The organism is Parabacteroides sp. AF18-52, from assembly GCF_003479145.1.
GTDB classification, from domain to species: domain Bacteria; phylum Bacteroidota; class Bacteroidia; order Bacteroidales; family Tannerellaceae; genus Parabacteroides; species Parabacteroides faecis.
Map to the genome: position 1 here is coordinate 258689 of NZ_QUGR01000006.1, position 24691 is coordinate 283379.

Genomic DNA, 24691 nt, shown 5'->3' on the forward strand with positions numbered 1-24691 from the left:
ACACAGTGTGTCCAGCACTATTGTTAACTAACAATCAAATTACAAATATATGAATTTTTTTAATTTGTCAAGACCGGAATCGTCTCCGGCCCTTAAAAAGGTATACGCTATTATGAGATTGACAACATTAGCTTTAATTGCTTTCTCGCTCAATATCTCGGCTACCGTTTATTCCCAAAAGACGAAGTTGTCGTTGGACGTAAGCAATCAGTCCATCAAGGAAATCCTTTTCCTGATAGAGAACCAGTCCGAGTTCCGGTTTATTTATGAGAGTGGAAAAATCAACCTGGATAAGAAAGTTTCTGTCCGCGAGAAAGACCAGAGTGTCGAAACGATCCTGAACCGTCTGTTTGCAAAGGAAGGGATCAAGTATGAGATCACAGAGAACAACCTGATCCTGATCAACCCGGCGGAAAAGAATGATGGTCCGGGAATACCGGTTGTGGCACAGGGAAAGAAAGTTACTATCACAGGTGTGGTTATGGATGCTAATGGAGAACCGGTTATCGGTGCCAACGTGGTGGAAAAAGGTACTACGAACGGAACGATCACAGATGTTGATGGTAAATATATTTTGGATAATGTTTCCGGTAAAAGTCTTTTGGTTTCTTATATCGGTTATATCAGTCAGGAAGTGACTGTACGCGATGGTTCTCCTGTTAATGTGAAGCTGTTGGAAGACACCCAGAAACTTGAAGAAGTGGTGGTTGTTGGATATGGTATCCAGAAAAAAGTGAACCTTACCGGATCAGTTTCTTCTGTCAGCGCAGAAGAGATACAGGATACACCGGCTTCTAGTTTGTCGAATGCACTTGTCGGTAAAATAGCCGGTGTATTGCTGACACAATCCGGAGGTAAACCCGGAGCCAGTTCCGATATGACGGTTCGTGCAAAAGGTACCTGGAATGATACGGAACCGTTGTATGTAATAGACGGTATCATACGTGATAAATTTGCTTTTGATGGTTTGGATGCCAGTGAAGTAGAGAATTTGTCTGTTTTGAAGGACGGTGCTTCGGCTGCTATTTACGGGGCACGTGCAGCTAACGGGGTTGTTTTAGTTACGACTAAGAAAGGAAAAATGGGAAAACCGGTCATTTCCTATACCGGTTCTATCGGTTTGTCGGATGCTACTAAAATACCGGAGACACAGAATGCTTATAACCAGGCTCTTTTTATAAACCACAATCGCGATGTGGAAAATGTGGATCCAACAGATTTGAGTTATTATACGGATGATGAATTAGAATATTTCAGGAAAAATAACTATAACTGGTTGGATGAAGCATGGAAACAGCCGTTGGTTACCAGACATTCGCTGAATGTAAGCGGAGGTAACGAACGTGTTCGTTATTTTATAGGTGGTAACTATTATTATGAAACCGGATCTTTTGATAATCTTAGTTTCAAAAAATATAATCTGAGAAGTAACATCGAAGCAAATATTACTAAGGATTTGGTTGCTACATTAAACCTGAATATGGATATAAGGAATGATCATAAACCTTATTGGAGATATGATAATGACAATGATACGATGAATGACTTGTATAAAGCCCTGTTGTTCCGTACCGGACAGGTTCCTCCTTATGTCAATGGCTTGCCGACAGGCAGTTTTGTAGAATGGCATCCGTTGGAGATATTAGGCGATAATACAGGTTATAACAGAAAGAAATATTCTAACTATGAAGCGAATATTTCGTTGCAATATAATGTGCCGTTTGTAAAAGGACTGAGTTTGAAACTATTGTTCAACAAGTATAACAGACATACTTTTATCAAACAGTTTAACCGTCCTTATTCGTTGTATGAGTTTAAAATGACCGGCGGCCATAACCATATTGTAACAGATGTAGTTGATTTTGTTAAGGTGAGAAATGACGGTGATTATCTGGAAGAAAAATATGATACGAAGGATAGTTACCAGTTGAATGGTTATATCACTTATGCCAATAAATTCGGAAAACATGATGTAGGAGCACTATTTGTTTATGAGCAGACGGAAGGAACTGTAGATTGGTTTAACGGAAGAAGAAATTATTTCATCTCATCTGCTGTAGATCAGCTGTTTGCAGGTAGTTCGGATTCAAAGAATTCGACAGTTGACGGAAAGGGAGAAGAAACGGGACGTATCTCTTACATCGGTCGTTTGAATTATGGTTACGATGATAAATATTTGGTGGAGGCTTCCTTCCGTTACGACGGATCGGTGAACTTCGCACCTAAGAATCGCTGGGGGTTCTTCCCTTCTGCTTCATTGGCATGGAGAGTTTCGGAAGAGAAATTCTTTAAAGAAAATGTACGGTTTATGAATTACCTGAAACTGAGAACCTCCATCGGCCTTCTGGGGAATGACCGTATCGTGTTGAAAGACAAGAATGCTGTTAGCGGATGGCAATGGATGCAGCGTTATAATCTGGTGGACGGTGCTTATTTCGGTTCATTGAGCAGTGGTGTTGCTGCCGATGTAATTCCGAATGTGGATATTACCTGGGAAAAGTCTTTGACGTATAACTTTGGTCTTGATGCTACTTTCCTGAATAATAAGCTTTCACTAAACGTAGATGCATTTTACAGACATACATATGACATTCTCGGCGATCGTGCCGCCAGTGTCCCGGCTACTTTCGGGGCAAAAATGCCGTCTGAAAACTATGCGGTCATCGATGCAAGAGGTTTTGAAGTGGAATTGGGATATAATGACAAGATCGGTGATGATTTCAAATATTATGTAAAGGGAAATCTGGGATATGCTGTTAATGAGGTGATTACGAAAGATGAGGCAGAAAATCTTCGTTCCTATAAGTCGGAAATTGGTTATAGTACGGACCGAAAAATGGGATATATCGCAACAGGAATTCTTCGTACACAGGCGGATCTGGATGCACTGCCGGAGGGCTATACCATTTTCGGACAAAAACCGGAACTGGGTATGCTGAATTATCGGGATTTACGTGGCGCCAATAGTGACGAACCCGACGGCGTGATCGATGATAACGATAAAGACTGGATTATTAATCACACGACTCCTCCTTTGAATTATGGTATTTCTTTGGGGGGCTCATGGAAAGGGATCTCTCTGGATATTTTCCTGCAGGGTGTTGCCGGTAATGATATTATGATTGATATGAGAGGTGCTCAGGCACGGCCGCAGGAAACGAATTTCGACTTCTGGACTGACCACTGGACTCCGGAGAATGTGAATGCTGCTTTTCCGCGTGCATCCCGTAATGCGGCAGGTGAAGAATCGACGTTCTGGGTACGTGACGGCTCTTTCATGCGTTTGAAAAATGTGAATCTGGCGTATGCTTTACCTAAATCTGTTTTGACCAAATTAGGTGTTGCCCAGCTGAAGTTCTTCCTGACAGGCAACAACTTATGTCTGCTGCAAAATAAAATGAAATATTATGATCCTGAAAATTCAAGCATCAGGGCATATCCTCTAATGAGAAGTTATTCTTTCGGTGTGAACCTTAGTTTCTAATTTAATAATGCACAATAGTATGAATGTAAAATATTTCTTATTCGGCTCATTATTAACAGTGAGTATGGGATGTTCAGATATCCTTGATAAAAAAGATTTGTCTGCCGTTACGGACGACCAGGTGTGGGGTGATGCTAAGTATGCGACTGCTTATCTGAACCGGTTATATGAAAGGAATCTGCCCAAATGGGATGGAGAAGCAGATGGAGATGCTGATGCCGCTATCCCCTATTTTTCAGCTTATTCGGATGAGTCAGAAGGAGGGGATGCTTATCTGTATGGTCAGTTGACGACTGCATCTGTGGATTATTGGTACTATGGCTGTATCCGTAATATCAACTTGTTATTTGAGAAACTGGAAGATAATCCGGCTATAGATGCTGAGACTTGTACCAGCCTGAAAGCACAGGCCTCTATTTTGCGTGCCTGGCGCTATTTCGGTATGGTACGCGTTTACGGAGGTATGCCGATGATCCTCAGACCACAGAAACTGACGGATGATCTGTTGGTGACTCGTAATAAAACCTCCGAATGTATAGATATTATCCTGCAGGATCTGGATTATGCTTATGAAAATTTACCTTGGAGCTGGACTGGTGATGATCTCGGCAGGGCTACTAAGGCTGCTGCACTTGCATTCAAAGGACGTGTGTTGTTGTATTATGCAAGTCCGCAGTTTAATCCGGATAATCATACCGATCGTTGGGAAACTGCCTATAAGGTGAATAGACAAGCAAAAGAAGAACTGGAAGCAAATGGCTATGGTCTATACCCCAGTTACGAGAATTTGTGGTATGATGAAATGAACAAAGAAGTCGTTTGGGGACGCAGGTACCAGGAACCGGGTGCTGTAAATTATTGGAATGCATCTACACGTCCTATTTCTGAGGCACAGAATCATGCGGGAGCAAATCATCCGACATTGGAAATGGTTGAGTCTTATCCGATGGTTACAGGAGTACCTATTTCAGAATCGAAGGACTATGATCCTGTTCTATATTGGAAAAACCGTGATCCGCGGTTTAAAACAACAGTTGCATATAATAGTTGTACATGGGAATTAAGCGGTAAAAGCGGAAGAAAGCAGTGGACTTACGTTGGTGCTGAATTAAATATGCCAACTGCAACAGGATTTTATTGCAGAAAGGCTGTCGATCCGTCTTACACACCCTATTATACGGAACGAAGCAGTACGGACTGGATCGAAATCCGTTATGCTGAAGTGTTGTTGAACTATGCAGAATGTGCAGCTATGTTAGGCAGAACAGATGAAGCTTACGCTGTTTTGAAAGCGATCAGAGAGAGGGCAGGAATACTTACCGGAAATAATGGAATGTATGGTTTGAAGGAGGGGATGACATCGGATCAGATGATTGATGCAATCATGCTTGAAAGAAAGATCGAGCTGGCTTTTGAAGGAAAACGTTATTGGGATTTGCGACGCAGACGTATGTTTGCTTCGGAATTGAATGGTAAAGTTCGTCACGGCGTTCAGCCAAAACTGAATATTCCTGAAGAAGAATTCAATAAAATAAAGGATACGGTTGACTTTGAGAATGATTATGGCACTTACTTCAGAGACTCATTGGTTGTTCTGGATAAGAAGTTTACAATCGATTTTAAAGATAACTATTATTTTTATGCCATACCGAACAAATATCTGGAAACTAATTCCAAGATGGAGCAGACACAAGGATGGAGCGGCGGAACATTCAATCCGTTAGATTGATTTTAATAATTATGGAGGCGGGGACGGCGTTCCTGCCTTCTTATCAAATATGTAGTATAATGAGAAGATACCTGACACTAATTTGTGTACTTGGTTTTCTAAGTGCATGTAATCATTCTACAGAGAAAAAGACTGGAGTAGAATGGCAAGAAAAAGCGGCTGGAGTATGGAATATTTCTGTCGGGACGCCTGAGAAGGTTAATTTATTGAGTGAATTACACATAACTCCGAAGTTGGATGCTATCCGAAAGATGGGAGATGTTTCACTGCCGGTATCTGAAGAGGATATCAGTTTTGAGCAGATCGACGGAAAGACCTATATCCGTTTTCCGCTGGAGAAAGGGGAAAAGATATTTGGTTTAGGATTGAATTTTAAAACGGTAGAACAGAGAGGGCGTATCATGCGTTTACATGTGGACCATTATGGTGGTAAGGACGATGGCCGTACGCATGCACCTGTTCCTTTCTTTGTCTCTTCCCGGGGATATGGTGCATTAATCAACTCAGCCCGTTATATAGATGTATGGGTGGGTACTTCCGTGCGTAAAGACAGTAAAAATCCTCCGGTTGTGAGAGACCGGAATAGTGATAAGAATTGGGAAGCTCAGCCTTATTCGGATAATCTGGAGTTTCTGGTACCGTCAGATGGTGTTGAAGTCATTCTTTTCGGCGGACCGACGATGTTAGATGTGGTACGCCGTTTTAACCTCTATAACGGGGGAGGAACATTGCCGCCCCGATGGGGATTAGGATTCTGGCATCGCGTACCTTCCTTATTTTCTGATAAGGATGTGAATGATGAAGTTGCCGAATTTGAAAAGCGTGGTTTTCCTCTGAGTGTGATTGGCCTTGAACCTGGCTGGATGAGCCGTTCATATCCTTGTACCTATGAATGGGATCAGGGACGTTTCCCGGACCCGGAAGGCTTTGTGAATGGATTGAATGATAAGAATATCAAAACAAATGTCTGGATAAACCCATATGTATCTCCTGATGGAGAACTGTATGATAAAATAGAACCCTATACCGGCTCCCATACTGTCTGGTGTGGTATCGTTCCCGATTATTCAATGCCGGAAGCAAAAAAGATCATGACGGAACATTTTGAAAAGCACCAGCTGGATAAAGGTGTTAGCGGATATAAGATGGATGAAAACGATGGCTTCGATTCTTGGCTTTGGCCTGATGTTGCAACCTTCCCATCCGGACATCCAGCCGAACAAATACGTCAGATTTACGGTTCCCTGATGCAGGATATAACCACGCAAATGTATCATAAACGGAATGAACGAACATACGGACTGGTTCGTGCCGGTAATGCAGGAACGTCTTCTTATCCGTATGTAATTTATAATGACTATTATAATCATAAAGATTTTATTACAGCATTGATTAATAGTTCGTTTATCGGAGTTTTGTGGACTCCTGAGGTGCGTGCTTCTAAGACTTCAGAAGAGTGGTTGCGTCGTATGCAGACGGTTTGTTTTTCTCCTTTGGCAATGCTGAATGCCTGGGCAGACGGAACAAAGCCCTGGTCGTTCTCGGATGTGACGGATGAGGTGAATGAGATTGCAAAATTACGTATGCAACTGATCCCTTACCTCTATACGGCTTTTGCCGATTATGCTTTTGAAGGAATACCTCCTGTTCGTGCCATGAATCTGGAAGAAGGTTATCAGGCGGATGCCCAAACAGAAAAAGGGGTGTTGGATGCGACAGCCAATCCGTATGCGATGGCTGTAAGGAAAGAGGTGAAGGATCAGTTTATGGTAGGTCCGAACCTGCTTGTCGCCCCTCTGTTTGCAGGTGAGAAAGAACGTCAGGTGATCCTGCCGCAAGGTAAATGGTATGATTTCTATACAGGAGAGTTTGCTGGAGAAGGAGAGGTGATAACAGTTTCTCCCGGGTTGTCAAAAATTCCAGTATATGTGAAAGATGGAGGTATTATTCCTCTATGGCCGGTCGTGACAAAGGTGAAGGATGAAAAACTGCCGCTGGAAGTACGTCATTATGGCAAAGCAGCTTCTTCTTATAATTTGTATGATGATGACGGGAAAAGTTTTGACTATGAGAAAGGAGACTTCTCCCGTATCGTTCTGAAAGTGGATGTAGATGCGGATGGAAATAAAACGGGAAGAGCTGTCATTCCTGAAGGGGCTAAAGTCTGGTCATTCAGTGATTATAATTTCCGCTTTATGACTGTCAAGTGAGTATCGACAACTGCTAATAGTCTGTCGGTGACCAGAGCTGCAAATTATAAAACATCTATATCCGGGATTAGGGCGGTGGTGAAACAGGTTTCCCTAATCCCGGATTATGCAAAATAAATCTCGTATTTTATAAAAGTCTCAACCGGATTGTTTCCTATTTTTACCATTTCAAAGTTTGGAACCCTAATATAACTTGAGATGAATAATCATGTATCGAAAATTTTAGTGATAGCATTGCTTTTATTGAGTGTTAATCAGCTCGTAAAAGGGAAGAATGCAGAGGGGATTGATGCTGTGTCTGGTGCTACCCCGGTAAAGTTGAAAGTAGAGGCGAATGCCGATAAGCAATTGGTGCTGGATGTCTCTTATGAGGAAAATCCAGTTATCCGGGAAGCCCCTTTGGGGCTGAATATCGACCACCGTCAGCTGGGGAAAGACGTTCAGCTGCTTAACAAGGAAAAAAAGGAAAATAATACGCTTGTCTATGAGTTACAGCAAGCCGACGGAAGCCGTTTTTATATGGATATCCGAATATTTCAGGACGGTATCGCCTTGCGTTACCGTGTTCCGGCAGAGGGACCTGTCTGTATTTACGGAGAGGAAACATCATTTATTTTTCCGTCACAGACGAAAGTCTGGTATGCCAGCGGCCCTTTCCAATATGGCTGGTTACAAGAGTACCAGGAGCGGGAGACCGACCGTATAGAAGGTGAACTACTGGCTCCGCCTGCCACTTTCCATCTGCCGAATGGAGTTTATGCAGCGATCACGGAAGCGAATCTGTTCAATTATCATGGAGCCGTACTATTTGGAACAGCTCCGAACACGGTACAATTCGGTTATGTAGAGAATAAAGGGCATATGGAAACGGGGATAATAACTGGCCTTCCACCTACAAAATTCTGGCATGAAGAAGTTCGTAATGTCCCGTGGATTGCATCTCCGAAAGAGCAGAGTCAGGAAATCGTAACTCCCTGGCGCGTTCTTATGCTGGCAAAAGATCTGAATGGTCTGGTGAACAACCGGATTATCGCTCAGGTATCCGACCAACCGGATAAAACGCTTTTCCCCGATGGGGCAAAGACCGATTGGATCAAACCGGGCAGAGCGACCTTTACCTGGTTGGTGGAAGGCAATGATCGGCTGAGTGTTGCCAATCATAAAAAATATGTGGACGGATGTGCCGAACTGGGTATTGAGTCTGTTGTGGTAGACGACGGCTGGGAGTTGTGGCAGCAAACGGAAAAAGAGGTAAACGGACGGAGTAAATGGGAGATGTTGAAAGACCTGGTCGATTATGCCAAAGCAAAGAATGTAGATATCTGGGTATGGCGTTCTTCGTCTCCCCGGTTTGGAAATAAATCCGATGTGGGTCTGGTAGATGCGGAAGAGCGTGCCGATTTTATGAAGAAGTGTGCGGAAGTAGGAGTGAAAGGTCTGAAAATAGACTTCTTCCATACGGAGAATGTCTTTACGGTCAATCTGATGGAAGATATTCTGAAAGCTGCAGCCAAAGAAAAATTAATGGTCATCTTTCACGGCGTGAATAAACCGACAGGTGATTCGTATACCTATCCGAACTTACTGGCGAAAGAAGCAGTAAGAGGACTGGAATGTGTAGGCGGAGAGAATAGCTGGGCTCCGGGTCCGCCCTGGCCTTATCATAATACGGTATTGCCGTTTACCCGTTGGCTGGTAGGTCCGGCTGACTATACACCTTTGAATTTCCGTGGTTTTTGTCATCCGTCCGTAACTTTTGGCCACCAACTGTCATCGATCTATATGTTCACTTCTCCGATGTTGATCTTTGCGGCAGACATGGAAGATATGCTGTCGTGCCCCGGTAGATCGTTCATAGAAAGTGTCCCGGTGACCTGGGATGAGACAATCGTGTTGCCGGAAAGCGAGATCGGGCAACTGGCTGCTTTAGCACGGAGAAAGGGAGATGTCTGGTATCTGACCGTTCTCAACGGAGAGACCGCCAGGACGTTTGATGCAAAGCTGGATTTCTTGCCAAAAGGTAAATATCATATGGAAATAGCCTCGGATACTCCCGGTAACCGGAAACAGATCGGGGTAAAGAAGAGTAAAATACGTTCCGGACAGCGAATAAAGGAAGAACTAATGTCGGGAGGAGGTTTTGTGGCACGCATATCCGTAAACGATAAGCAATAATAATCCACGCAATAGACAATTATTTGCTATTTCCGGGAGGAAGATGAAAGCCTATTTTTGTATTAAATATCATGCAGATATTACCCCTGGGTACAGCCAGTCTGGTTAATAGAATTTGCAGAAATTGTCAGATGAAGAAAGAAAGTTTGTTCATTATAGCACTGACCGGGTTGCTACTGGGTAGCGGTTGCCGGTCTTTGTCTCCGGAGGAGAACTGTCGGTATCAGTCGGAGGCGGTAGGTCTACGGATCATATCGGCTGATAGTTCCCGGGTGACCGGGCATTCCTGCTTTCAGGTGGACGGGCATTTTGTCTGGGGGGCATCACCTATTCAGGGGGAAGACGGTAAATACTATCTTGTTTTTACCGGGTTTGAGGCGGGTACTTATAAGTTTTCCGATGCCTGGGTATTGGGCTCAAAACTGGGACTTGCCGTATCCGACAGGCCTGACGGCGGTTTCCGTTTCCTCGGGTTCTTCCTGAATCCGGACGGATATGCTCCCGATACCTCATCATGGGATGCTCAGACAGTCCATAACCCGCATATACGGCGGTTCAACGGTAAATATTATCTGTATTATATCGGAGGAACTGATCCTGCAGGACAGGTTCCCATACGATGTTCTTCCGGTGAGCTCGACCGGCGTAGCCGTATCCAGCAGTGGCTGAAAATCGGGGTAATAGAGTTCGAGTCGTTCGATCGCCTGTTGAAAGGAGACTATACTCATTTCGACCGGCCTTTGTTGATACCCCGAACCCGGGTGAAACAGGATGCTATCGTAGACCCTTCCCCCGAGGGAACGAAACCGTTGCCGGATAATATTATCGTAGTGAATCCTTCGGTCGTTTATCGTCCTTCCGATCAGAAATATCTGCTTTATTTCAAAGGGAATATCTATGACCCTACCTGGAGAGGTGTGCACGGGGTGGCTATCGGCGATTCGCCGGTGGGGCCGTTCGTCCCTCTCGACCGGGAGATATTTACCGTAGAGACGACAGGTGGCGAGAAGTTATCTGCCGAAGATCCTTATGTCTGGTATAATCAGACCGACAAACTCTTTTATGCCATATTCAAGGACTTTACCGGGAAGTTCACGAAAGGAGAGCCTTCTCTGGCCCTGATGTATTCGAAAGACGGTATCGACTGGTTACTGCCTGAGCATTCCCGGTTCCTCAAAAAAGAGTTGATACTGGACTCCGGCGATACTATTCGGGTAGACCGTCTGGAACGTCCGCAACTATTGTTGGATGACAAGGGGAATCCTTTGATATTATACGCTGCCTGTGCAGTTGTCGATGTCAATCCACGTACGGACGGAGGATGTTTTAATGTACAGATCCCGCTGAAACGAATGACAGGGAAATAAAACGATTATTAATCATAAGGTCACCGGATATATATTTGAGTATCTTTGGGGGACTTATACATATGTTGAATTTTACCATGAAAAAGACAATCTCTTTATTTCTCCTTCTGGGAGGATTTTTCTTATCCGGGCTGACTGCTAACGCCCAGAATACCCTCTCCTTGCCGGAGATGGATTTATCTCTTGCCTATCAGCAGTACGGCTCGCCTATGAAGAATACCGCAGTTACCGGCGAAGCGTTGACGATAGCCGGTGAACAGTTTAAACAAGGAGTCGGCGTACAGGCAAACAGTAAGATCAAACTGAGCCTGCGTAACAACACCTCCCAATTTACCTGCAAAGTAGGGGTGAACGATCGTTCGCTCGATTACAGGAAAGAAGATTTCAGTAAGATACCTATGACGGACGGGACGATGCTGTTCTACCGGACAGATGGTACCGGAGGGAAGAAACAGTTTGTCGGAGTAGGTTCCGGTGACGGCTCCCTGGGGAAAGGGAGTGTTGTCTTCCGTCTGGTAGGTGACGGGAAAGAGATGTATAACAGCGGGATGGTTCGTGGAGGCGAGAAAGCCCGTGAAGTATCGTTGAACGTATCCGGGGTGGATGTCCTGGAGCTGATCGTGGAAGATGGCGGAGACGGTGTAAGCGGCGACCATGCCGACTGGATCGAGCCGGTCTTCTCTTACAACGAGATCAAACCATCGCTGGTTAATGCCGATTATAAAGGAGCTGTCGAAACGATGCCGGCAGCGGTGGAAAAGAAATTACGTAATAAGATCGCCACATTACCGGTTATCGATCTGCCGGTGGCACGTCCCGGGAAGGATTGGCTGCTCGATGCCAAAGGAGTGAAAGCCGGTATCTTCCAGACGCATAACGGAAAAGATATTGTCCTTTCCAACGGCCTGGTAAGCCGTGTTTTCCGTGTCTACCCGAACCTGGCAACGGTCGACCTGATCAATCAGATGACCGGTGAAAGCATGCTGCGTGCCGTCAGCAATGAAGGTATTTTGAAGATAGACGATAAGGTGTATACGTTGGGCGGCCTCGACGGGCAGTTCGAATACGGATATACCCAATACAAATGGATCGACAGCCTGACCATCCTGCCGAACTCGTTCCGGGTGACAGGATTCGATATTACCGAACTGGCACCTCGTATCGACTGGGCGAACAAACGCTGGTCGCTGGTGAAGCCGGGTGAAACGACCGGGAAGGTACTCTCTTTCTATCTCGAAGGACCGGACTACCTGAAAGGGGTAAAGGTGAAACTCAACTACGCCCTCTATGACGGCATCCCCTGCATCAGCAAATGGATGGAGATCGAGAATACAAGCGACATGCGTATTACGCTCGACGAATTTACGCTGGAGCAGTTGGCTATGGCGGAACCTGAGTCTCCGGTGGAAGCCAAGCGTCCCGAACAATTCCTGAAACCCAATATCCATGTCGAAAGCGACTGGGCGTTCCTGGGCTTTACCGAGCGGGAAGCCGATCGGACCGAGTTCTGGAATACCGACCCGCGCTATACTTCCCAGTGCAACTATCCCTTGCTCACCCCTTGCCTGCTGGAGGTAAAGCTCCCGATGGGACCGGATGAAGATATTGCTGCCGGTGGCAAGTTCAGGAGTTTCCGCACCTGGCTGATGCCTTTCGACAGCGACGACCGTGACCGGAAAGGTCTTTTCCTGAAACGGATGTACCGTAAGATAGCTCCGTGGACGACCGAGAATCCGATCTTCCTCCATTGTGTATCGTCAGACCCGAAGGTGGTGAAGACGGCTATCGACCAGTGTGCGGAGACCGGTTATGAGATGGTTATCCTCAGTTTCGGCTCCGGACTGAATATGGAGGATGAGAGTGAAGCCAACATTGCCAAGTTTAAGGAATTTACTGAATATGCCAACTCCAAAGGCATCGAACTGGGCGGTTATTCCCTGCTGTCGAGCCGCTGGATCAGTGATGAGGTGGATGTTATCAACCCGGAAACAGGAAAGCGCGGAGGTATGATCTTCGGTAGTTCGCCTTGTCTTTCCAGCGAGTGGGGGTATGACTATTTCCGCAAGATACGCTCTTTCTACGAGAAGACGGGAATGACGGTCTTTGAGAACGACGGCTCTTATCCGGGCAACGTCTGTGCTTCGACCAGCCATGCCCATCATAAGGGTTTGAAAGATTCCCAGTGGAAACAACGCCAGCAGATCGTGAACCTCTACCAATGGATGTGTGAGAAAGGTATTTATACGAATATCCCCGACTTCGGTTATATGCTGAACGGTGGGACGAAGGTTGGTATCGGTTACCGGGAGGTGAACTGGTCGCTTCCGCGTGAAAGGCAGTTGGTTCTGGGACGCCAGGTGATGTACGACGGCCTGTGGGAACGTCTGCCGGGTATGTGCTGGACATTCGTTCCGCTAACCCAATATCATGGCGGTGGGGCAGCCGCCACACTCGAGCCTTTGAAAGATCATATCCCCGATTATAAAGCACATATGATCCAGAACTATGGGGCCGGTGTACAGGCTTGTTACCGTGGTCCCCGTTTGTACGATACCCCGGAGACGAAAGCTGCCGTGGTGGAGGTGATTGACTGGTACAAGAAATACCGGAATATCCTGAACAGCGAACTGATCCACCTGCGCCGTGCCGACGGACGTGACTGGGATGGCTTTATGCATGTCGATCCGCAAGGAAAGGAGAAAGGTTTTGCCTTGTTGTTCAACCCGACCGACCAGGCTATCACCCGTACCATCCAGCTTCCGCTTTATTACACCGGCCTCTCCGATGTGGCGAAGATCAGGGAGAAAGAGAATGCTCCGGTTACCTATAAGCTGAACAGAGACTATACGGTAGATATTAAGGTGACTATTCCGGCCCGAGGAAATACATGGCTGGTGGTTGAAAAATAATTTACCTTGTTTTTTCAACGTCATATATTTTATATTGTGATAGAATGAAAGGGATCAGGACTGATACGCAGTCCTGGTCCCTTTTACATATGTATGTGAGCACCGTCGGAATAGTAGTGCAAAAGGAGTTGAAACAGCTATTCCGCCAACAAAAAGTAAATGATAATAAGTTTTGCATAAGCAACTTAAGAAGATATTATTATCTTTGATGAATAGAATTATCGAAAGAAAAGTTTATCCGGTAAGCAGAGGATAAACACTTTTATAAGGCACTTATGATACTGGTCAGCCGGATTTGAATCTTAAATACTAAGTATATGAAACAATTACTATTTACTTTGTTGGGTTTGTTAACCTTCGGAGGCTTGCAAGCTCAGAGCATACCTGCCGGCGAACTGTATGGTTTGGGTTCCTGGGATGCCGACTCGTTGGGAAATCACCGCGTTGTCGTAGCGGTGGAGAAGCCGGCAGACGCAGTGCTTGCAACTGTAGAATGGCGTCGCCGCGATCTGAATCCGGAAGATAAGAACCTGATCGTTGTGGATGCAGCTACCGGAAAGCAGGTTACGAACGTTTGCCGCTTTACGGTGAATCGGGAGAAAGGAGAAATCGCTTTCCAGCCACAGACCGTTCCGGGAACCTATTATATTTATTACCTGAAGAATGTGATGAGCGGCAGCCGTTATTATCCGACCGTCGATTACCCTCCTTTTGAAAATACGGCTTCACCCGAGTGGATGAAGAAGAATAAGTTGTCAGGGAAGAAAGCCCCTTTGCTGCCTGCGGCTAAGGTGGTGCAATTCCAGGCGATTGATCAGTTGAACAGCTTCTACCCGATGGAGGTGATCGCAACGGCAGCAGAGACTACCCGATTGTTGAAAGAACATCCTTCCGGGAAGTATATCCTGTTTACCGAAGACCGGAAATATCCGATCCGGATGACTACCGATATTCCCTATAAATGGATTGAGGAAGACCGTCATGACCGATTCACCGGGCAGGCGGATAAAGGCGAATATTATGTGTTCCAGTTGGGAGTATGGGCGGCCCGTTCCAATGTGGAGAACCTGCATGTCGACTTTTCCGGCCTGGCTAATACGGCGACGGGCGAACAAATCCCGGCTTCTTCTTTCACTTGCTTCAATACGGAAGGGACAGACGTGACCGGTACTGTCTTCAAAAAGAACTGTTCGGTGGATAAAGGGAAGGTCCAGGCCTTATGGATCGGAACCCAGCTGCCGGAACATCTCTCTGCGGGAACTTATCAGGGAACAGTAACCGTGTCTGCTGCGAATGCGGAAACTAAAACGGTACAGGTCGCTTTGAATGTTTCGGAGAATGTGATTGCCGATCATGGGGACAACGAACCCTGGCGTCATTCCCGCCTGCGCTGGCTGAACTCACAGATCGGTTTTGACGATGAAGTGATCGCCCCCTATACACCGTTGGTACTGAAGGATAAAACCATTCGTTGCCTGGGACGTGAAGTGACGCTCTCTCCTTTAGGCTTGCCTGCAAATATTACCAGTTATTTTAAAGAAACGATAACCGGTATCGGCAGCGACGGCCGTTCCATACTGGCAGCCCCGATGGTACTGGCAGCTGACGGCGGTGCGTGGGAGAACCTGAATTTTGAGATTACGAAACATAAACAGGGAGCTATTGCCTGGAAGGCTCTGAATCAGAACAGCCGTTTCCTGATGGATCTGGAAGGAAAGATGGAATCGGATGGAAATATCGAATATAAAGTGACTCTGGTTGCCCGCGAAGATGCGGCTGTGGAAGATATCGGCCTGCGAACTCATCTGGCTTCCGGTATTGGCCGTTATATGATGGGGTTGGGTGAAAAAGGCGGTTATTGTCCGAAAGATATCCGTTGGAAATGGGATGTGGAAAAGAATCAGGATGGACCGTGGATAGGAGATGTCAACGCCGGACTTCAGATCCGTTTCTATGACGATACATACGAACGTCCGTTGAATACGAACTTCTACCACCAGAAACCGTTGCACATGCCTGTTTCCTGGTGTAACAACGGGAACGGAGGTATCGATATCAATCAGGCTGCCGACGGGACACGCATCAATGCTTATTCCGGTAAGCGGCAGGTGAAGAAAGGCGATAAGTTGTACTATTATTTCAATGTGGCTATTACTCCGTTCCGTACGATCGATACGGATAAGCAATGGCGTGAACGCTACTATCATAGTTATGATTTTATAGAGAAGGTTGAAAAGGTGGGTGCTAATGTGATTAATATACATCATGCAAACGGCATCAATCCTTTTATTAACTATCCGTTCCTGCGGACAAAGGAGATGAAAGCTTATATCGACGGTGCTCATGCACGGGATATGAAGGTGAAAATTTATAATACGGTGCGTGAACTGTCTAATAGTTGTGTGGAGATGTACGCTTTGCGCAGTTTGGGGAATGAAATATTTTCGGAGGGGCCCGGCGGAGGCTTCTCCTGGTTGCAGGAACATCTGGATCCGAATTATATAGGTGCCTGGTTTGTGCCTCATCTGAAAGATGCGGCAATCGTTAACAGCGGTGTTTCCCGCTGGCACAATTATTATCTGGAGGGTCTGGATTGGCTGGTTCGGCACGTTGGTATCGACGGGTTGTATATCGACGACCTGGCGTTCGACCGTATGACGATGAAACGCATCCGTAAGATACTGAACCGTTCGAATCCGGGAGCGATGATCGATCTGCATTCGGCGAACCAGTATAATCCGAGGGATGGTTTTGCCAATAGTGCGAATCTTTATCTCGAACATTTTCCTTATCTCGATCGCCTGTGGTTCGGTGAGTATTTCAACTATGATTATCCTCCCGAGTTCTGGTTGATAGAGGTTTCAGGTATCCCTTACGGTCTGATGGGGGAAATGCTGGAAGGTGGCGGTAACCCGTGGCGCGGTATGCTGTATGGAATGACAGGACGTAGTCCCCGTGTGGATAACGGACCGTTATGGAAATTGTGGGATTCATTCGGTATGCAAAAGAGCGAAATGATCGGTTACTGGGTGAAAGATAATCCGGTGAAGACAAACAGTGAAAAGACGTTGGCTACCGTTTACCGTCATATGGGAGATAAGACGTTGATCTCATTGGCAACCTGGGAAGATACAGATGCGAAAGTAACACTTTCCATCGATTGGGCTAAACTCGGTCTGGATGCTTCTAAAGTGACATTACATGCTCCCTCTGTTGAGAATTTCCAACAGGAAGCCAGTTGGAAACCCGGTGATGAAATGGTTGTACCAAAAGGCAAGGGACTGTTAATTATTGTGAAATAAAGTCTTCCGACATAGTATAATTTATCCGGAATGTACTCCTTATATATAAATGAATTACCATGAAAAAGATTCTCATCCTTCTTTGTGCAACCTCTTTGTTGCAACCTTTATTTGCACAGCAGCAAGCGACTGTGACAGAGACGGTACAGACAGTTAAAACCTATCCGTTCTCTGATCCCGACCCAGTGGCAGATCCTTCCGATCTGTTCTATCCCTATTTCCGTTTTGACGGTTTCTCCGCTGAAGGGATCGATAAACAATGGAAAGTCGTTTCGCTTGAAAACGACTATATCAAGCTGACGCTCTTCCCGGAAATCGGAGGAAAGATATGGGGGGCGACGGATAAAACGACCGGAAAGGAGTTTATCTATAACAACCATGTCGTGAAGTTTCGCGATATAGCCATGCGCGGTCCCTGGACATCGGGGGGGATCGAGTTTAATTTCGGCATTATCGGCCATGCTCCGACTTCCAGTACGCCGGTAGACTATGTGACCCGGCAGAAGCCGGACGGAAGTGTGAGTTGTTATGTATCCTCTTATGAACTGGTTACCCGGACACTTTGGACCGTGGAAGTGAATCTGCCGAAAGATAAAGCTTATTTTACGACAACGACGACCTGGCATAACGGTTCTTCCATCGATCAGCCTTACTATCAGTGGATGAATGCCGGATATGCGGCAGCAGGGAATGCGCAGTTCTGTTATCCGGGAACCAATTATATCGGGCATGGCGGCGAACTCCATTCGTTTCCTTTGGATGAACAGGGCCGGGATATCTCCTGGTATGAAAAGAATGATTTCGGCAATTCCAAATCATACCATATAGTAGGAAAATATAACGATTTCTATGGTGCTTACTGGCATGAGTATGATTTCGGTTCGATCCATCATGCCGATTATGACGAGAAGCTGGGTATGAAGATCTTCCTTTGGGGACTTTCCCGTGAAGGAGGCATCTGGGAAGATCTGTTGACCGATACCGACGGTCAGTATATCGAATTGCAATCCGGACGTATGTATAACCAACCGGCTTCCAATAGCAGCTTTACTCCCTATAAACATACGGCATTCGGTCCGCAGGGTACCGACCGGTGGACGGAGTATTGGTTCCCGGTAAAAGGAATAAAAGGAGTTTCGAAAGCCAGCCGTGTCGGGGCGCTTAACGTGTTGAGGGAAGATGGCTTCCTGAAGTTGTATTTTTCTCCTTTGCAGAAACTGTCTACGACGCTGAAGGTCTGTGAAGGAGACAAAGAAGTACGTTCCGTCCCGTTGAATTGCGGTGTGCTTGAAACATGGAAAGATTCAATCCCTTTGAGTGAAGCAGTCGCTGCCGGAAAACTGAAAGTGGTGGTGGGAGAAGATTTATTGGTGTATTCGGAAGTCCCGTCGGATAATATAATCAATCGTCCGAAACAGCTGCCTGCCGACTTTGACTGGAACTCGGTGTATGGTCTTTATACGCAGGGAGAACAGTGGATGAATCAAAAAGTACTTGATAAAGCAGAAACATTCTTATTGGCATCTTTGGATAAAGATCCTTATTTCGTACCTGCGCTGACAGACCTGGCTTCCCTGTATTATCGCCAGGGGCGTTATGACGAGGCTCTTGCCCGTTGTAAAACGGCGTTGAGCATTAACACATATGATGGAGACGTCAATTATCTGTATGGGTTATGCAATAGGGCGCTGGGGAATAACACGGATGCCAAAGACGGCTTTTCGATAGCATCCTATTCGCCGGGCGTACGCAGTGCTGCCTATGAAAAATTAGCCGAAATGTTCCTGATCGATAAGAATTGGGCGAAGGCGGAACATTATGCGTTGAAGAGTAAAGAGTTTAACGGGATGAACCTGACTGCCGACCATGTGCTAATGGTGGTCTACCGTAAGACTGATCGACCGGAAAAAGCAAAAGCACTTATCGAGTCGTTGTTGGAAGACCTTCCGTTATATCATGCCGCACGTTTTGAACAGCTCTATCTGGGTGAAGGTTCCGGACATCCGATCGATGATTTCCAGTCGTTGATACGTAATGAACTGCCGTTTGAAACCTATATGGAGCTGTCTGAATGGTATGAGTCGGTGGGGTGCACGGAAGAAGCGCTGTCTCTTTTGTCATGCGTGGGTAGTTATCCGGTTGCCCTTTACAAACAGGCTTACTTGTTGCACCGGACAGGCAACGAGGATGAAAGTCGGCAGATGTTGGAACGAGTTGCCGGGATGTCCCCCGCGATGGTATTCCCTTTCCGTCCCTCCTCTTTGAAAGCGCTGGAATGGGCGAGGACAGTGCGCCCGGACTGGAAGATCGATTATTATGAAGGGCTGATCCGGTGGGCCAATCAGGATAAGGCAAAGGCGTTCGCGTTGTTTGAGCGTTGTGGCGACGTGGACTATGCGCCGTTCTATTTGACCCGTGCCTCTTTGAAAGAAGGTGAATCCCGGTTGGCCGATCTGTTGAAAGCGGAACAGGTCGGGCTGTCATGGCGTACCGGTTTTGCCTTGATCAACTATTATGTAGCCGGCAACCAATGGCAGAAAGCAGTCGAGACGGGAAAGAAGTATATGAAGAAGTATCCGTCGAACTATTATATCGGTTTGAAGTATGCGAAGGCATTGTGTGAAACGGGCGAGTATCAGTCATGCATCTCCTTGTTGAGCCGGATGCAGGTACTTCCGAATGAAGGCTCGTATGCCGGACGGGCTGTTTACCGGGAGGCTAATCTATATCGGGCAATGGAACAGTTGGGCCGTAAAAATTATAAGCAAGCGATGAAAAGCGTGGAAGCCTCTAAGGAATGGCCGGAAAATCTGGGGGTTGGGAAACCTTATGACAACATGATCGACAGCCGTCTGGAAGATTATATGGAAGCGAAAGCGATGGCAGGGCAGGGGGATGACCGGAAAGCTGCTGCCTTATTCGCTACTGTAGCCGGATATAAGACATCACATTCGTATTTCGGTTCCGGTAACTTGTTAAGTGCGCTGGCTTTGCGTGAGTCAGGTAAGGAGCCGGAAGCAGGCCGTATGGTAACTGCCTGGAGTACGGATTTTCCGGAAAACCGTATTGTACAATGGTGCACTGCTATTTATCGGGGAGAAAGAGAAAAGGCTGCGGGGATGATTAAATCACGGAATGATCAGGCGGATACGACACCCTGGGAAACCTCTTTCCGTGATTCCGATTTTGACCTGATCGTACGCCTGTTTTCAATAGCCGGATTATAATCCGGTATAAAAGGCTTAGTTCTTGTCAGCCCTGTTATCGGTAAGGCCGATAACAGGGCTGACTATTTTTGCTACTGTCAAAAATGAAAAGATAAACATCAAAATTGAATGTGGGATAACCTTGTACTGCCTTAACTTTGTATTTGTAAAATAACCTCTTAATTTTTTGTCTCAATGAAATACACATTATTACAGCTACATTGGATATATTTGTTGGTAGGCTATCTGTTTCTTTGTCCGGCATATGCCTGGTGCACTACTTCCATTCTTTCTCTAAAGGTACAAAATAAGGTAGAGCCACTTGCTGTCGAAGATAAACATCCGGTATTCAGTTGGCAGATGCAATCGGATGAAGTGGGACAAAAGCAAACTGCCTACCGGATAGTCGTCACACGTAAAAGTGATAACCGGGTGGTGTGGGACAGTCGTAAAGTCGATTCGGATATTTCTACCCAGATAAAATACATGGGAGTGGCATTGCAGGCTGAGATGGCCTATGACTGGAATCTGACGGTCTGGGATGCACAAGGTAAAAGTTATACGGCATCTTCCTTTTTTGAAACCGGATTGATGAATCCCCATATTTCGGCCTGGGACGGTGCGGAATGGATCGGCTCGAAAGAGTTGATACTGGATGCTGCGGCTACCAACTATTTTATGATCTCGACCCGGTTCAAATTACTCAAGGGGGATAGGGCTTCGTTCATATTAGGGGCAAACGACTTTCGCCTGATCGATTCTTTTCAGAATGCTGATAACCTGCGAGGGGAAAACTATGTGCGTGTCGAATTGGATCTGTCCGGTGTAGGTAGTGCTCAGGGGGCAGCTTTACATATTTACCGTGTCGGCTATGCGAAATCCGACCGTGCCGATATTCCTTTCCTGACTGTTTCCGCAGAGAAATATCCGGAAACCAATATCAACTCCCTTTTTACATCAGACAATAAAAATACGGAACATACGATAACCGTAAAAGTCGAATCCAGCAATCTCACTTTTACTATCGACGGAAAGGCATTGACTACCACTGCTGCCTCCGGAAATACACCGGCTCGTTTTAATGTCGGTCCCTGGGGAGATACACATGACCAGAATACATTACCGCATCTGGCCTCGATCGGTTTTGCGGCTATGCCGGATTGTGAGGTCCGTTATTCCGGTTATCGGGTACAGAACTGCGGACGTAGTGAGGATAACGTAACTTTTGATAAACAGCATTATAACATTTTTGAAACATTGCCGAATGTCCGTGTGGAAGGAGACGATATTCTTGTCCGGAACGATACGGAAAAGATGACAATAGGGTATGCCGATCCAAGTCATGGCGCTTTGACGATGCTGCGCTCTTCATTCTCGACCCGGAATGGGAAGAAAATGACCCGGGCAAAATTGTATGTGACGGCCATGGGTGCTTATGAGTTGTTTATGAACGGGAACCGTGTCGGTGAAGATTGGTTTGCACCCGGTAATAGCCAGTACCGGGAGGTATTGGGCTATTATGCATATGATGTTACCGACCGGTTGGCGGAAGGTGATAACTGCATTGCTGCCCGGTTGAATCCGGGGTGGTATACCGGCTATATGACCTTTACGATGCCTAATTTTAATTTCTTTGGAGATCACGAAGCTCTGTTGGCCCGTCTCGTCATATCTTATGAAGATGGAAGCGAACAGGTGGTAGTGACCGATAAGGATACCTGGAAGATTTACAAAGAAGGGCCGGTCCGCTCCGGTAGTTTCTTCCATGGGGAACGTTATGATGCGAACCGGGAACCGGCTGTAGAAGGGTGGACTACTACGGCCTATAACGATTCGGCATGGGGGCAACCGGATATCATACAAAAAAGAGACTGGATACATTTTGATATAGTATCACGCTACGATGATCCGGTACGCGTCCGTGAAGTATTGACTGCCAGACAGGTTATGCCGGTACATAGTGCCGATAAGCATACCTATGTATATGATATGGGGGTGAATATGGTCGGTGTTCCGTCAGTGACTATTCCGGCAGGATGGCTGAAAAAAGGGGATGTTGTTATCATGCGTTATGCAGAACAGCTCTATCCAGGTTTAAAGGGAGATGATGCCTGGTATATCGGTGAATACGGGAAGAAGGGAAGAAATATAGCCGGCCGGCCGTTGCATGAAACGATGCGTGCTGCGCTGGTTTCTGATTTTTATATTGCGAAAGATGACGGAGAAGTGACTATCCGGCCTTCGACGACCTACCGGGGCTATCAGTATATACAGATTACGTTGCCGTCTCATTCGGGGGCTTTACCCGTCAGCAGTGTGAAGGGATTGGTCCTTTCTTCAGACAACTTGCCTTCCGGAAAGTATGAGGCTGTTACGGCTGATGGCAGGACTGGTAAACTGGTAAATCAGTTATTCAAAAATATACAGCGTAGCCAGATGGGTAATTTCTTTACGATCCCTACCGATTGTCCGCAACGGAATGAACGTATGGGGTGGACTGGCGATGCACAGGCTTACACGCGTACAGCTACTTACAATTCGGATGTACAGAATTTCTTCCGGCAATGGATGGTGACCTTGCGGGCAGACCAGGGAGTGGGTAGTGCTACAGAAGCTCCGGGTGGAATAGGCAGTACGGTCCCGACTTATAACCTGGCAGACGATACGACGTTTGCCGATGGTACGACTTGGGCGGCTGCTGTCTGCATGGTGCCCTGGCAACTCTATATCCAGTATGGCAACAAACAGGTCATAGAGGAAAATATGGAAGCGATGATGGATTGGTTGAACGGTATGGATTTTTATGATTTTAGTGAGACCTATCCTCATTTGTCGAGCAAAGCAAGCGGATTGTCTGACTGGCTGGCAATGGACCCGAATACTCCTGCTGATCTGGTTAATAATGCTATTTATATGTATATGATGGAAGTGACCGCTTGTATGGCCGATGCGATCGGTCGGGCAGACTATGCGGAGTTGCTCCGTGAGCGCCATGCCTTGGTAAAAGAGGAATGGAATAAGGCATATGTAGATGAAGCCACAGGTAAAACCAAAAATGTAGACGGAAAACTGGTTCATTCACAGTCTTCTTATGCCACACCGCTGAACTTCAATTGTTTTTCCGATAGGAACAAGGCCAGGGCGGAAGCCTATTTGGCAGAATTGGCTGCTAATCCATCTGCAAGTGGTCTGGGTGACGCCAGCTATCCGGCTTATACGATTACGACCGGTTTCTCCGGAACACCGAATATCCTGCCTGCATTGAGTCGTTCCGGCCATGTTAAAGAAGCATATCGGATGTTTACCTGTACTGATTTTACATCCTGGTTATATCCGGTTACTAAAGGGGCTACTTCTATTTGGGAGCGTTGGAACGGTTATGAAGTCGCCTTTGCTAAAGGTCATAGTAATGCTATGAATTCATTCAATCATTTTGCTTTAGGTGCAGTCGGGCAATGGATGTATGAATATCAACTAGGTATTACAAGCGATTACGGTCAGGGAGAAGCCGGATATAAGCATTTTGTTCTGCAGCCTTCAGCCGGTGCCGATTATCTTTCTTTAGCAGGAAGTTATGTCTCCTGCTACGGTGTTATCCATAGTGCCTGGACTGCCGATGGGAAGGGTACATTGACCGCTTATCGCACGACAGTACCGGCAAATACGACGGCAACCCTTTATTTGCCTGTCTCTGAGTCTGTTTCTGATTGTAAAGAAATTAAAGGAGTGAAATTTGTAAGAAAATCTTCTCGTAATGGAATACCTGTTGCTGTTTATGAACTGGAATCCGGCTCTTTCGAGTTCCTGGTACAGGACGGTCAGGTAGAGGTGCGTTAATAGTCTTATTCGGGTTTTAGCTGTGTGTCGTATGTGATTCAATCCTTTGGATCATCTTACACTCCCTGGTGATGCCTTCACCGGGGAGTGTGAATATATGTTATTACATCATTCTTTATAAAAGTCTTTTAATGTCTACGAAGCTTAACGGATAAGTGGGTTTTGTATGATATAAACTATTCTGTCATTTTTATAATATCTAAAGTCATTTTTCTAAACATTCTTTATTTTTAAGTGAATAATTTTGTTGCAATAAATGCGCTAGCCATGTGAAATAAAGAATTGAAGATGTTTAACATTAATATAATATGCCTATGGTTTAATTCCTTTTGAAAACACTAGTATCAAATTTATGTAAAGTACAATTTTGATAATCTTAAACGTATCAGGTAAGACTGATAAAATACTCTATTCTTAATAACATAATAAATGTGAAATAAGTATGAAAAAATGTTTAACGGGGGGGGGGGGA

Annotated in this window: 9 protein-coding genes; all 9 read left to right on the forward strand. The window is 45.9% G+C overall.

Annotated features, from left to right (window positions below):
- Window positions 1–112 precede the first annotated feature (112 nt).
- Window positions 113–3484, forward strand: coding sequence for a TonB-dependent receptor (locus DWX23_RS12545; protein ID WP_122374778.1), 3372 nt, complete (start codon window positions 113–115; stop codon window positions 3482–3484).
- Between the two features lie 19 nt (window positions 3485–3503).
- Window positions 3504–5213 (forward strand): RagB/SusD family nutrient uptake outer membrane protein, encoded by a 1710-nt coding sequence (locus DWX23_RS12550; protein ID WP_122374743.1) that lies wholly within the window; start codon window positions 3504–3506, stop codon window positions 5211–5213.
- Between the two features lie 59 nt (window positions 5214–5272).
- Window positions 5273–7423 (forward strand): TIM-barrel domain-containing protein, encoded by a 2151-nt coding sequence (locus DWX23_RS12555; protein ID WP_122374779.1) that lies wholly within the window; start codon window positions 5273–5275, stop codon window positions 7421–7423.
- Window positions 7424–7621: 198 nt separating this feature from the next.
- Window positions 7622–9598 carry a glycoside hydrolase family 97 protein gene (locus tag DWX23_RS12560; RefSeq protein WP_122374744.1) on the forward strand — a complete coding sequence of 659 codons (1977 nt, stop codon included), beginning with the start codon at window positions 7622–7624 and terminating at the stop codon, window positions 9596–9598.
- A gap of 131 nt (window positions 9599–9729) precedes the next feature.
- A complete protein-coding gene (locus DWX23_RS12565; RefSeq protein ID WP_122374745.1) occupies window positions 9730–10965 on the forward strand; it encodes a glycoside hydrolase family protein in 1236 nt (411 codons plus the stop codon).
- A 77-nt stretch (window positions 10966–11042) separates the two neighbouring features.
- Window positions 11043–13874 (forward strand): NPCBM/NEW2 domain-containing protein, encoded by a 2832-nt coding sequence (locus DWX23_RS12570; protein ID WP_122374780.1) that lies wholly within the window; start codon window positions 11043–11045, stop codon window positions 13872–13874.
- Window positions 13875–14191: 317 nt separating this feature from the next.
- Entirely contained in the window at window positions 14192–17176 is a 2985-nt protein-coding gene (locus tag DWX23_RS12575) for a glycoside hydrolase domain-containing protein (protein ID WP_122374746.1), read from the forward strand.
- Window positions 17177–17235: 59 nt separating this feature from the next.
- Complete coding sequence (locus DWX23_RS12580; protein WP_122374747.1) at window positions 17236–20403, forward strand: DUF5107 domain-containing protein; 3168 nt, start codon at window positions 17236–17238, stop codon at window positions 20401–20403.
- A gap of 174 nt (window positions 20404–20577) precedes the next feature.
- Window positions 20578–24219 carry a family 78 glycoside hydrolase catalytic domain gene (locus DWX23_RS12585; protein ID WP_122374748.1) on the forward strand — a complete coding sequence of 1214 codons (3642 nt, stop codon included), beginning with the start codon at window positions 20578–20580 and terminating at the stop codon, window positions 24217–24219.
- Window positions 24220–24691: the final 472 nt, after the last annotated feature.

Coding starts and splice junctions, on each gene's coding strand:
- DWX23_RS12560 (WP_122374744.1), top strand. CDS start 7,622: ATGAATAATCATGTATCGAAAATTTTAGTGATAGCATTGCTTTTATTG.
- DWX23_RS12575 (WP_122374746.1), top strand. CDS start 14,192: ATGAAACAATTACTATTTACTTTGTTGGGTTTGTTAACCTTCGGAGGC.
- DWX23_RS12585 (WP_122374748.1), top strand. CDS start 20,578: ATGAAATACACATTATTACAGCTACATTGGATATATTTGTTGGTAGGC.
- DWX23_RS12545 (WP_122374778.1), top strand. CDS start 113: ATGAGATTGACAACATTAGCTTTAATTGCTTTCTCGCTCAATATCTCG.
- DWX23_RS12565 (WP_122374745.1), top strand. CDS start 9,730: ATGAAGAAAGAAAGTTTGTTCATTATAGCACTGACCGGGTTGCTACTG.
- DWX23_RS12555 (WP_122374779.1), top strand. CDS start 5,273: ATGAGAAGATACCTGACACTAATTTGTGTACTTGGTTTTCTAAGTGCA.
- DWX23_RS12550 (WP_122374743.1), top strand. CDS start 3,504: ATGAATGTAAAATATTTCTTATTCGGCTCATTATTAACAGTGAGTATG.
- DWX23_RS12570 (WP_122374780.1), top strand. CDS start 11,043: ATGAAAAAGACAATCTCTTTATTTCTCCTTCTGGGAGGATTTTTCTTA.
- DWX23_RS12580 (WP_122374747.1), top strand. CDS start 17,236: ATGAAAAAGATTCTCATCCTTCTTTGTGCAACCTCTTTGTTGCAACCT.